14 protein-coding genes are annotated in these 11,395 nt (G+C 75.6%); 4 read left to right on the top strand and 10 right to left on the bottom strand.

The features are described 5' to 3' along the window. The first annotated feature begins 69 nt into the window (after positions 1-69). Complete coding sequence (locus NH342_RS03640) at positions 70-447, top strand: DUF4190 domain-containing protein (protein ID WP_253011361.1); 378 nt, start codon at positions 70-72, stop codon at positions 445-447. 24 nt (positions 448-471) lie between these two features. On the opposite strand, the gene NH342_RS03645 is transcribed toward NH342_RS03640, so the two are convergent. The 3 genes from NH342_RS03645 to NH342_RS03655 all read right to left on the bottom strand — a co-directional run bounded on the left by NH342_RS03645 (position 472) and on the right by NH342_RS03655 (position 3,262). Next, positions 472-1,425 carry a CoA ester lyase gene (locus tag NH342_RS03645; RefSeq protein ID WP_253011363.1) on the bottom strand — a complete coding sequence of 318 codons (954 nt, stop codon included), beginning with the start codon at positions 1,423-1,425 and terminating at the stop codon, positions 472-474. Positions 1,426-1,505: 80 nt separating this feature from the next. Further along, positions 1,506-2,411: a DMT family transporter gene (locus tag NH342_RS03650; RefSeq protein WP_253011365.1), complete on the bottom strand. Its 906-nt coding sequence runs from the start codon at positions 2,409-2,411 to the stop codon at positions 1,506-1,508. Then, complete coding sequence (locus NH342_RS03655; RefSeq protein ID WP_253011367.1) at positions 2,408-3,262, bottom strand: PhzF family phenazine biosynthesis protein; 855 nt, start codon at positions 3,260-3,262, stop codon at positions 2,408-2,410. The genes NH342_RS03650 and NH342_RS03655 overlap by 4 nt, the downstream gene beginning before the upstream one ends. Positions 3,263-3,287: 25 nt before the next feature. Here NH342_RS03655 and NH342_RS03660 point away from each other — a divergent pair, with 25 nt between their 5' ends. Continuing rightward, complete coding sequence (locus tag NH342_RS03660; RefSeq protein WP_253011368.1) at positions 3,288-4,526, top strand: magnesium transporter MgtE N-terminal domain-containing protein; 1,239 nt, start codon at positions 3,288-3,290, stop codon at positions 4,524-4,526. Next, entirely contained in the window at positions 4,519-5,076 is a 558-nt protein-coding gene (locus NH342_RS03665; RefSeq protein ID WP_253011370.1) for a DUF1003 domain-containing protein, read from the top strand. Before NH342_RS03660 ends, NH342_RS03665 begins: the two co-directional genes overlap by 8 nt. Positions 5,077-5,081: 5 nt before the next feature. Here NH342_RS03665 and NH342_RS03670 read toward each other — a convergent pair whose 3' ends face one another. Genes NH342_RS03670 through NH342_RS24065 form a run of 5 tightly spaced genes read right to left on the bottom strand, consistent with a single transcriptional unit; the run spans position 5,082 to position 8,334 of the window. Continuing rightward, entirely contained in the window at positions 5,082-6,500 is a 1,419-nt protein-coding gene (locus tag NH342_RS03670; protein ID WP_253011372.1) for an aminotransferase class V-fold PLP-dependent enzyme, read from the bottom strand. Then, the gene (locus NH342_RS03675; RefSeq protein ID WP_253011374.1) at positions 6,490-6,990 is read right to left on the bottom strand and encodes a hypothetical protein; all 501 of its coding nucleotides are present in this window, start codon (positions 6,988-6,990) and stop codon (positions 6,490-6,492) included. Before NH342_RS03675 ends, NH342_RS03670 begins: the two co-directional genes overlap by 11 nt. Before the next feature lie 20 nt (positions 6,991-7,010). Then, on the bottom strand, positions 7,011-7,328 hold the full coding sequence (locus tag NH342_RS03680) for a CHY zinc finger protein (RefSeq protein WP_253011376.1): 318 nt from the start codon (positions 7,326-7,328) through the stop codon (positions 7,011-7,013). 14 nt (positions 7,329-7,342) lie between these two features. Continuing rightward, entirely contained in the window at positions 7,343-7,651 is a 309-nt protein-coding gene (locus NH342_RS24060; RefSeq protein ID WP_253011378.1) for an AzlD domain-containing protein, read from the bottom strand. Next, positions 7,648-8,334: an AzlC family ABC transporter permease gene (locus NH342_RS24065; protein ID WP_253011380.1), complete on the bottom strand. Its 687-nt coding sequence runs from the start codon at positions 8,332-8,334 to the stop codon at positions 7,648-7,650. Before NH342_RS24065 ends, NH342_RS24060 begins: the two co-directional genes overlap by 4 nt. A gap of 131 nt (positions 8,335-8,465) precedes the next feature. On the opposite strand from NH342_RS24065, the gene NH342_RS03695 reads away from it, so the two are divergent. Further along, positions 8,466-9,617, top strand: coding sequence for an Mrp/NBP35 family ATP-binding protein (locus NH342_RS03695; protein ID WP_253011381.1), 1,152 nt, complete (start codon positions 8,466-8,468; stop codon positions 9,615-9,617). 21 nt (positions 9,618-9,638) lie between these two features. On the opposite strand, the gene NH342_RS03700 is transcribed toward NH342_RS03695, so the two are convergent. Continuing rightward, positions 9,639-9,986, bottom strand: coding sequence for a twin-arginine translocase TatA/TatE family subunit (locus NH342_RS03700; RefSeq protein ID WP_253011382.1), 348 nt, complete (start codon positions 9,984-9,986; stop codon positions 9,639-9,641). A 52-nt stretch (positions 9,987-10,038) separates the two neighbouring features. Continuing rightward, positions 10,039-11,395 (bottom strand): S1C family serine protease (locus tag NH342_RS03705; protein WP_253011383.1); only part of this gene is annotated, 1,357 nt, incomplete at its 5' end.

Genomic DNA, 11,395 nt, shown 5'->3' on the forward strand with positions numbered 1-11,395 from the left:
CGCCGCCGCGTCGGGCGTGCTGTGCGACACACGGGTGCGACCCTGGGGGCCGCCCGACGAGGAGGACGCATGACCCAGCCGGACGACGGCTTCTACCGCGGCGACCCGCCGGTGCAGTCGACGCAGCAGCCGACCTACCGCCAGCCGCAGGCGTACGGACCACCGCAGGCGTACGGGCCACCGCCGGGCTGGGGCCAGCCCACCTACGTGCTGCGCCGTCCCACCAACGCGACCGCCGTCCTCGCGCTGGTGTTCGGGTTCGTCTTCCCGCCGGTGGGGCTGGGCCTGGGCATCTCGGCCCGCCGGCAGATCCGGCGGACCGGCGAGGAGGGCGACGGCCTGGCGCTGGCCGGGATCGTCGTCGGCGCGATAGGGACGACGGTCTACGCGCTGCTGTTCCTCGTCTGGCTGTGGGCGCTGCTCACCATCACCAGCTTCGGCCCCTGACCGGCAGGGGCCGAAGCCGGCGGCTCACTCCTCGGGCGGGGTGAAGGACGACGTCCGGCTCATCCCGGCCGCACGGCCCTTGCCGGCGATGACCAGCGCCATCTTGCGGCTGGCCTCGTCGATCATCTCGTCGCCGAGCATCGCCGAGCCCTTCTTCCCGCCGGCCTCACTGGTGGCCCACTCGTAGGCGTCCAGGATGAGCTCGGCGTGGTCGTAGTCGGACTGCGAGGGCGCGTAGATCTCGTTGGCCGCGTCGATCTGGCCCGGGTGCAGCACCCACTTGCCGTCGAAGCCGAGCATCGCCGACCGCCTGGCGACCTCCTCGAAGGCCGGCACGTCGCGCACCTGCAGGAACGGGCCGTCGATGGCCTGCACGCCGCGGGCGCGGGCGGCCATGAGGATCTGCATGAGGATGTAGTGGAAGGGGTCGCCCGGGTAGTCCGGGTGCAGCGCGCCCACCACGAGGGACTTCATGTTGATCGAGGCCATGAAGTCGGCCGGGCCGTAGATGATCGTCTCGATCCGGGGGCTGGCGAAGGCGATCTGGTTGACGTTGATCAGGCCCTGCGCGGTCTCGATCTGCGCCTCGATGCCGATCCGGCCGACCTCCAGGCCGTTGGCCTTCTCGAGCTGGGTGAGCAGCATGTCCAGCGCCTGGACCTGACCGGCGTCGACGACCTTGGGCAGCATGATGCAGTCCAGGTTCGCCCCGGCGCCGCCGACGACCTCGATGACGTCGGTGAAGGTCCACTCCGTGGTCCAGTCGTTGACCCGGACGGTGCGGATCTTCTCCCCCCACCCGCCCTCGTTCAGCGCCGCCACGATGTTCTTGCGGGCGCCGGGCTTGGCCAGCGGCGCGCAGGCGTCCTCCAGGTCCAGGAACACCTGGTCCGCCGGCAGGCCCTTGGCCTTCTCCAGGAACCGGGGGTTGCTGCCCGGGACGGCGAGGTTGGAACGACGGGATCGGAGCTCGGCCACGGTGCCTCCACGATCGACGATGGGTTACCGGACAGTAACGAGCACCCCGGGGCCCGGCTGCGTGATCGTTCCCACAGGCCTCAGGTGATCGGCTCGGTGACGGTGGGCGGCCGGGAGGCGCGCACCACCAGCGCGACGCCGACGACGACCAGCGCCATGCCCGGCAGGGCCAGCAGCGGGGGCAGCTGGCCCAGCAGCACCAGCGCCACCAGCAGCGACCCGGGCACCTCCAGCAGGATGGCCAGGCCCACCACGGTCGGCCCGACCGAGGACACCACCAGGTTGAACAGGGTGTGCCCGAGCAGCTGGGCGACGAGGGTGATGCCGGCGATCAGCCACCAGTCGCGCGCGCTGAACCCGGCCAGCGGGTCCCCCACGACCAGCGCCGCGACGGCGAGCACGACCGCGCAGGTGGAGTAGCAGACCACCGCGTAGGCCGACGTCGACAGGTGCTGCCGGGCCCGGGCGCCGGCCAGCACGTACCCGGCCGCGGCGACCGCGCCGAGCAGCGCCAGCCCGTCCCCGGCCAGCGCCCGCAGCGAGACGGTGACGTCGACCCCGGCGATCAGCGCGGCCCCGGCGACCGCCAGCACCAGGCCCCACCACACCTGGGCGGGCAGCCGGACACCGGACAGCCGCGCCGCCACCGCCGTCCAGATCGGCGTGGTGGTGACCAGCGCGATCGAGGCCGCGACCGACGTCATCGACAGGCTCGGCAGCCAGGCGGCGAAGTGCGCGGCCAGGAACAACCCGGCCACCACGGAACTGCCCAGCTGCGACCGGCGCAGCGCGGGCCGCTCACGCAGCAGCACCGGCAGCAGCGCCGCCGCACCGGCCGCGTTGCGCCAGAACGCGATGGCCAGCGCCGGGGCGGTGACCAGCGCGGTCATCGGCCCGGACAGCGAGATGCCCACGACGGCCACGGCCATGACGGCCAGGTCCCGGCCGGCCGGCCGGTGCAGCGCCCAGGCGTCGGTGGCGGTCACGCGGGGACGGCGATCTCACCGTGCGAGACCGGGTGCACGTCGCCGGCCACGGTGGCCGCGACGGCGCGCCCGGCGTCCACGGTGACGGTGCAGTCCAGCACCGAGGGCCGCTGCAGCGCCGCCCCCTGGTGCAGCCGGTAGGCCGAGGTGCCCTGGGGCACCAGCCCCTCGGCGGCCAGCCACACGCCGGTGGCCAGCGCCGCCGACCCGGTGGCCGGGTCCTCCTCCCAGGACAGCCCGCCGGCGAACACGCGCACCGTGTGCTCGCCGTCCGGGCCGCGGCCGATGACCGACACCCCGCCACCGACCTCGGCGGGCAGCAGCGCGGCCAGCGCGCGGCGGTCGGGCACGGCGCGGGCGACGGCGTCCGGGTGTACGTCGAGCTGGGTGAACTCCAGGCCGCAGCCGACCAGGTGCGCCGGGCGGCCGGTGACGTCGTCCGGGCGCAGGCCCAGCGCGGCGCCGAGCGCGACGGGGTCCGGACCCGGGCGCAGCGACACCGGACCGCCGGTGAGCCGGGCGCCGTCCGCGGTGACCTCGACCGGGACCGTCCCCGCGCCGCACTGCTGGCGCACCGTCCCGGGGGCCAGGAGGCCGAGCCGGACCAGGGTGTGCGCGGTGCCGACGCTGGGGTGCCCGGCGAAGGGCAGCTCGGTCTCGGTGGTGAAGATCCGCACCGCGTAGCCGCCGTCGTGCACCGCCGTCACGAAGGTCGTCTCCGACAGGTGGAACTCCCGCGCCAGCGCCTGGCACTGGCCGGTGGACAGGTCGCCGGCGCCCAGCACGACCGCCAGCGGGTTGCCGGCGAACGGGCGGGGGGCGAACACGTCCACGACCTCGAAGGACAGCACGGCCGCGACGGTAGCCTCCGGGACCGTGACCACGGTGACCCGCGCCTACGTCTCCCGGGTGGCCGGGCTGACGGTGTTCGACCCGGACGGCGACCGGGTGGGCAAGGTCCGCGACGCCGTCGTGGCGCTGCGGGTGGGCACCGCTCCCCCGCGGGTGCTCGGCCTGGTGCTGGAGGTCGTCGCCCGCCGCCGCATCTTCCTGCCGATGGGCCGGGTGACCCGCATCGACGCCGGCGCCGTCACGCTGTCCACCGGCACGCTGAGCCTGCGGCACTTCGAGCAGCGCGCCGGCGAGACCCTGGTGCTGGGCGAGCTGCTGGACCGCCGGGTGACCCTGCTGGAGGACGACCGGCCCGGGGTGGTCGTGGACGCCTCGATGGAGCAGACCCGCACCGGCGACTGGGCGCTGACCCGCCTGGCAGTGGCCGAGCCCGGCCGGTTCGGCCGGCGGGGGCAGCTGCGCCAGGTCGCCTGGGACGAGGTGGCCGGGCTGGCGCTGGAGGAGGCCGGGCAGAGCGCGGAGGCGCTGCTGGCCGCCTACCGCGAGCTGAAGCCGGCCGACCTGGCGCACGCGCTGCAGGAGCTGCCGAGCAAGCGCCGCCTCGAGGTCGCCGACGCCCTGGACGACGAACGGCTCGCCGACGTGCTGGGCGAGCTGCCCGAGGCCGAGCAGATCACCATCCTCGGCACCCTGGACGACGACCGCGCGGCCGACGTCCTGGAGGAGATGGACCCCGACGACGCCGCGGACCTGCTCAACGAGCTGTCCAACGTGGACCGGCACCGGCTGCTGGACCTGATGGAGCCCGACGAGGCCAAGTCGGTGCGCCAGCTGCTGGAGTACTCCGAGGACACCGCCGGCGGCATGATGACCAGCGAGCCGGTGATCCTGGCCCCCGACGCCACCATCGCCGAGGCGCTGGCCCGGGTGCGCGCCGAGGAGCTCACCCCGAGCCTGGCCAGCCAGGTCTACGTGTGCCGGCCGCCCTCGGCCACCCCGACCGGCCGGTACCTGGGCCTGGCGCACATCCAGCGGCTGCTGCGCGAGCCCCCGTTCACCCTCGTCTCCGGCGTCCTCGACGACCTCGAGCCCCTGCGCCCGGAGGCCCCGCTGGCCGAGATCACCCGCTACTTCGCCACCTACAACCTGGTCGCCGCCCCGGTGGTCGACGGCGCCGGCCGGCTGCTGGGCGCGGTGACCGTGGACGACGTGCTGGACGCGCTGCTGCCCGACGACTGGCGGGACCGGACCCGCCGTGGCTGAGCGCCCCGACGCCTCCCGCCGCGCGGACCTGCAGCTGGACCAGCCGTCGGGCACCCGCAGCTTCGCCCAGTTCCTGCGGTTCAACCCCGACGCGATCGGCCACTACGCCGAGGTCATCGCCCGCTTCCTGGGCACCGGCCGGTACCTGGCCATCCAGACGATCATCGTGATCGTCTGGATCTCGATCAACGTCGCGTGGGTGGCGCTGCGGTTCGACCCGTACCCGTTCATCCTGCTCAACCTGGCCTTCTCCACCCAGGCCGCCTACGCCGCGCCGCTGATCCTGCTGGCGCAGAACCGGCAGGCCGACCGGGACAAGGTGCAGGCCGAGGAGGACCGGGCCCGCGCCGCGCAGACCCGCGCCGACACCGAGTACCTGGCCCGCGAGCTGGCCTCGCTGCGGGTGGCGATCGGCGAGCTGGCCACCCGTGACTTCATCCGCGGCGAGCTGGACCGGCTGTCGCCCCCCGACGACGAGGCCGCCGCCCGCCGGAAGAAGGAGCGCAAGCGCCGCCGGGAGCAGCAGGCCCGCGAGGCCGCCGCCGACTGAGGTCCTCAGCGGACGACGCGCAGGGTCGCCAGCGTGGGGTCGGCGGCGTAGGCCACCCGCACCCCGGCGTCCCGGGCGGCCAGCAGCGCGGCGGCCGCGGCCTCCGTCACCCGCTCGCCGGGGGCCAGCACCGGGATGCCCGGCGGGTAGGGCGCGACCAGCTCGGCGCACACCCGGCCGACCGCCGCGGCGAAGGGCACCGGCTCGGCGACGGCGAAGAAGGCCTCGCGCGGGGGCAGCACCTGGTCGGGGTCGACGGCGTAGACCGCCGCGCCCACCACCGCCCGGGCCGGCCCGCGGCGCCGCTGCAGCGAGGCGACGACGGCGTCGGTGAACCGCTGCAGGGTCGCGTCGTCGTCTGCCAGGGACACCACGGCGACCAGCAGGTCGCGCTCGGCGGCCTCGACCGGCACCCCGGCGGCGAGGAGGTCCTGCTCGACGAGGCTGCCGTCCGCGCCGGTGCCGGGCAGCACGAGGACCAGCTTGAGCGGGTCGGTGCCCGGCCCGTCCAGCACGACCAGCCCGGGGACGGCGGCCAGCCGCTCCCGGGCCCGGGCGGTGGCGGCCAGCGCGGCGCCCAGCAGCTGCTCGCCGTCGCGGGCCAGCAGCGCCCGGGCGGCGTCGGTGCTGGCCTGCACGGCGCCGGCCGGGCTTGTGGTGGCGGTGGCCTCCACCCCGGCGTCCAGCCTGGCCGGGTCGACCCGGTCGGTGCGGGCGAGCACCAGCGCGGCCTGGCTCCACGCGGGCAGCGTCTTGTGCGCGCTGGTCACCAGCACGTCGGCACCCAGCTGCAGGGCGTGCCGGGGCAGGTCGGGGTGGAAGCCGGCGTGCGCGGCCCAGGCGCCGTCGACCACCAGCGGCACGCCGTGCGCGTGCGCGGCGTCGGCGAGCCCGGCGACGTCGCCGACGGTGCCGACGTAGGACGGGTCGCCGACGAGCACCGCGACCGCGTCGGGGGCCCCGGCCAGCGCCCGGGCCACCGCAGCCGGCGGGACGCCGAGCGGCAGGCCGGTGGCCGGGTCGACGTCCGGCCGGACCCAGACCGGGACCAGGCCGGCCAGCACCAGGCCCAGCAGCAGGGACCGGTGCAGGGTGCGGCTGACCACCACCCGGTCGCCGGGCCGGCCCAGGGCGAGCGCGACCGCCTGGTTGGCGTGGGTGGCGCCGCCGGTGGAGAACCGGCAGACGTCGGCGCCCCACAGCGCGGCGGCGCGGGCCTCGGCGTCGGCGAGCAGCCCGCCGGCCAGCTTGACGGTGTCCAGGCCGCCGTAGAGCGGGACGTCGCCGGCCACCACGTCACCGACCAGGTCGGTGCGCTGCTTGTGACCGGGGATGGTGAACGGGGTGGGCGGCTGCTCGCGGAAGCGCAGCCAGGCATCCAGCAGCGGGGCGTCGCCGCGCAGGCCGCGGGGGTCAGCGGCCACCGGCGAGCCCCGCCAGGACGTGCAGCTGCTTGCGCATCATCACCAGGTCACCCCAGCACAGCGCCCGGTCCACCGGCCAGGGCAGGCGGCCCACCCGCAGGATGCCCAGCAGCCGGCTGCCGGCGGGGCCGGGGGTGACGGCGTAGCCGAGGACGACGTCGCCCAGCGCGCGGGACACCGGCCCGCCGGGCGCGACGAGGGTGACCTGCTCGCCCGGGCGCACCGTGCGGATGCGGAACGGGCCGGCCATCCGCTGGCCGGGCTCCAGGTGCTCCAGGCCCGGGGTCAGCGTGCGCGGGCTGCGCCGGCCGAGGTTGTCGACCCAGTCGTAGCTGTAGGGCGCGGCGCGCAGCTGGCAGACCCACCGCCAGGTGGTGACCGGGTCGGCGGCGACGTCCACCCCGCGCAGCCAACGCCCGGGCCGGTCGGGGTCGCGGGCCTCGGCCACCTCGTCGGCGTCGTACCGCCGGAGGACCTCCTCGGTGGTCACCCCCCACCGGTCGGGCAGCCTCATCCGAAGTAGAGGTGGTGGTGCGCCCGGCAGCCGGGGTTGAACGGCGCGGCGCAGTGCGGGCACCCGTCGGCCACGACGTAGTCCTCGACCGCCAGGGTGTGCCGGCAGACCCCGCAGACCACGGCGTGGGCCGCCCGGTCGTCGGCGGGCCACACGACGGCGGGGTGGTCGGCGCACTCCGCGTGGCAGAGGTGGCAGCCCCAGTACGGGGTGCAGCAGGCGAACCGGATGGCGACGACGTCCAGCGCGGTCGCGTAGTGCGCGCACCGGCTCTGGTCGTCGACCAACCGCCCGCCCAGTTCGACCCGCGCCACGGGCCGACGGTAGATCACCCCAGGGTGTGCACCAACGCCCCCGTGGCCCCCGCCAGCAGCAGGACCAGGACGAACGGCGCCCGCAGCGCCAGCGCCACCGCGGCGACCGCCAGCGCGGCCAGCCGCCCGTCGACCACCAGCTGCGGCCCCGACGTCACCGCCTGCACCGCCACCAGCGCGGCCAGCAGCGCCGCGGGCACGAAGTCCACCACCCGCCGCACCACCGGGTGCTCCACCCACGCGGCCGGCACGCTCAGCCCGGCCAGCTTCAGCAGGTAGCAGCCCAGGCAGCCGGCCAGCACCGCGACCCAGGTAGCGCTCACCGGCGCCACCCCCCGGCCAGCGCCACCGCCGCCACCGCGGCGATCACCTGCACCCCGGCCGGCACGACCGGCGTCAGCACCAGCGCGACCACCGCTCCCCCGAGGGCCACCCGGCGCTGCGCCGCCGGCTCGGCCCAGGTCCGCTGCAACCGCGGCCAGAGCAGCGCGAGGAACGCGGCCGGGACGACGGCGTCCAGCGCGGCCAGCCAGGGCCCGGTCAGCGCGTCGGCACCCAGCGCACCGAGCAGCGTGGTGAGGTTCCAGCCCAGGAAGATCGAGCCGCCACCCACGGTGAACGCCAGCCGCGCGTTGGCCCGGTCCGGGGCGGCCAGCGCGAGCGCCGTCGACTCGTCGATCACCAGGTGCGCCGTCCCGAGCCGCCGCAGCCCAGCGGCCGGCTGCAGCAGCGGCACCAGCCGCACCCCGTAGATGGTGTTGCGGGTGCCCAGCAGCACCGCACTGCCGACCGCGGCCAGCACCCCTCCCCCGGCACCCAGCACACCCACCAGCGCGAACTGCGAGGCGCCGGTGAACATCAGCAGGGACAGCGCGCAGGCCTGCCAGGCGTCCAGCCCCGCGGCCACGGCGGCGGCCCCGAAGGCGGCGCCGTAGAGCCCGACGGCGACACCGAGACCGAGGGCGTCCCGGATGGTCGCCCGCCTGGCGGCTGCGGCATCGGTCACGTGGGCCGACTCTAGGTCCGGCCCCCGCCGTAGAGTTGGGGGACGGCCTGCGCAGCGGGTCGCCGCCCCGACGGGGCGCGGGCGACCGCGAGGACGCGGGCCCCCACCGATGCGAGGAGACACACCACCGCATGTCCGAGACGCTCACCGGCACCCCGGCGCCCGACGCGGTCAACGCCGCCCTGGCGACCGTGCAGGACCCGGAGATCAACCGGCCGCTGCCCGAGCTGGGGATGATCAAGGACGTCCGTATCGGCGACGACGGCCTGGTCGAGGTCGACGTGTACCTCACCGTGGCCGGTTGCCCGATGCGGGAGACGATCACCAGCCGGGTGACCGAGGCCGTGGGCCAGGTCGCCGGCGTCACCGCCGTCAAGGTCGGCCTCGACGTGATGGACGACGCCCAGCGGGCCGAGCTGCGCAAGACCGTGCGCGGCACCGACGCCCCCGACGCCGTCATCCCCTTCGCCCAGCCCGGCTCGCTGACCCGCGTCTACGCGGTGGCCTCCGGCAAGGGCGGCGTGGGCAAGTCCAGCGTGACCGTCAACCTGGCCGCGGCGCTGGCCAAGCGCGGGCTGTCCGTCGGCGTGGTCGACGCCGACATCTACGGCCACTCCGTGCCGCGGATGCTGGGCGTGGACGACAAGCCCACCCAGGTCGACAACATGATCATGCCGCCGCAGAGCTACGGCGTGAAGGTCATCTCCATCGGCATGTTCACCCCGGGCAACACGCCGGTCGTCTGGCGCGGGCCGATGCTGCACCGGGCGCTGCAGCAGTTCCTCGCCGACGTCTGGTGGGGCGACCTCGACGTCCTGCTCATGGACCTGCCCCCGGGCACCGGCGACGTCGCGATCTCGGTGGCCCAGCTGGTGCCCAACGCCGAGATCCTCGTCGTGACCACGCCGCAGCAGGCCGCCGCCGAGGTGGCCGAGCGGGCCGGGGCCATCGCCACCCAGACCCACCAGCAGGTGGTCGGCGTCGTGGAGAACATGTCCTGGCTGGAGCTGCCGGACGGCTCACGGATGGAGCTGTTCGGCGCCGGCGGCGGACAGGCGGTCTCCGACGCGCTCACCAAGACCCTGGGCGCGCGGGTGCCGCTGCTGGGCCAGATCCCGCTGGACACCCGGCTGCGCGAGGCCGGCGACGCCGGTGCACCCATCGTGCTGGCCCAGCCCGACGCCCCGGCGGCCCAGTCCCTGGAGAAGATCGCCGAGGGCCTGGCCGTGCGCTCGCGCGGGCTGTCCGGGATGTCGCTGAACCTCACCCCGGTCCGCCGCTGACCTCCCCGGCGCCGGCGCCGCCTAGGTGGCGTCGGCGTCGAAGGGGGCGGGGCGGGACCGGTCGCGCGGCACGGTGACCGCAGGCCGGGCGGGGCGCGCGGCGACGGGCGCGGCCTCGTCGTCGCCCATCAGCTGGTCGCGGATGAACGTCTTCGGGTGGTACTTGCGCAGGTCCAGGTCGCGCAGCTGGTCGAAGTCGTCACCCAGGCTGTCGTGCAGCTGGCCGCGCACGCCGGTGATCGCCTCGCGGGCCTTCTTCAGCCCCTGCGCCGCGTCGCGGGCCAGGGTGGGCAGCCGTTCGGGCCCGAAGATGAACAGCGCGGCCAGGCCGAGGACGACGACCTCGCCCCAGCCGATCGAGTCGAACACGTCTGCCTCCTCCGGTCGCGGCCCACTGTAGGCAGCCGACCTGCGAGCCCGCCTAGGCCTGGGTGAGCGTGGCCTGGACCTCCTGCGAGGAGCCGCCGTTCCGCACCAGCTCGATGGTGACGGTGTCGCCCGGCGACTTGCTGTCGACCGCCACCTGCAGCTCCTCGGAGCTGCCCACCGGCTGGCCGTCGACGGCGATGATGACGTCCTGCTCCTCGATGCCGGCCGCCTCGGCCGGGCTGCCGGGCTCGACGTTGACCACCAGGGCGCCGTCGCGGGTGCCGTCGGTGACCGAGCGGGCCTGCACGCCGAGGGAGGCGTGCACCGCCGTCCCGGTGCTGATCAGCTGCTCGGCGATGTCGCGGACCTTCTCGATCGGGATGGCGAAGCCCAACCCGATCGAGCCGCCGGTGGTGCCGTTGCCGCCGAGCGAGGCGATCGCGGTGTTGATGCCGATGACGGCGCCGGTCACGTCGACCAGCGCGCCGCCGGAGTTGCCCGGGTTGATCGGGGCGTCGGTCTGGATGGCGCTGATGACGGCGTTGGTGTCGCTGCCCTCGCCGGACAACCGCACCGGCCGGTCCAGCGCGCTGACGATGCCGCTGGTGACCGTGCCGGCCAGGCCCAGCGGGGAGCCGATCGCCACGACGGGGTCGCCGACCACGACGTCGCCGCCCTCGGCCAGCGAGGCGGCCACCAGCCCGGGCTTGTCGACCTTGATGACGGCGATGTCGCTGGCCGGGTCGCGACCGACGATCTGCGCGGGCGACCCGCTGCCGTCGGAGAACACCGCGCGGATCTCCGCGCCCTCGACGCCGTCGGCGCCGGAGACCACGTGGTTGTTGGTGACCACGTAGCCGTTGTCGGCGTCGACGACCACCCCGGAGCCGGTGGCGCCGGAGTCGCCGACCCGGACCTCGATGGAGACCACGGCCGGGGTGACCTGCTCGGCGATGTCGGCGACGGAGCCGGGCTGGCGGGTGATGCCCGGCGAGACGGCGGACAGCTGCGTGCCCGGCGTGAGCAGCGGCTCCTGGCTGGCGGTGCGGCCGAGGTACCAGCTCAGCGTGCCGCCCAGCGCGGCGACGAAGAGGAGGGAGAGGACGGCGAGCGCGGCCACGGGGACCGAGACGTCGGCCAGCCGCAGCCGCCGGCGTCCCTTGCGGTCGACGACGACCGGACCGGTCTGCTCCTCGGGCTCCTCGACGTACTCCGCGGGCCGGCCGAGCCCGGACGGGGCGAGCGGGTCGCGCCACGGGTCGACGGCGGCGTCGGTCTTCCAGAACGGCCCACCGGAGGTCCGCCTCGGGCCCGGGCGGCCCCCCGGCGGGAGGCCCAGGCCGGTCTCGCCGTCCCGCGGTGCGAAGGCGCGCAGCACCGCCTCGGGCGGCGGGGCCGGCGCCGGGCGG

The organism is Klenkia sp. PcliD-1-E, from assembly GCF_024124375.1.
GTDB lineage: Bacteria > Actinomycetota > Actinomycetes > Mycobacteriales > Geodermatophilaceae > Klenkia.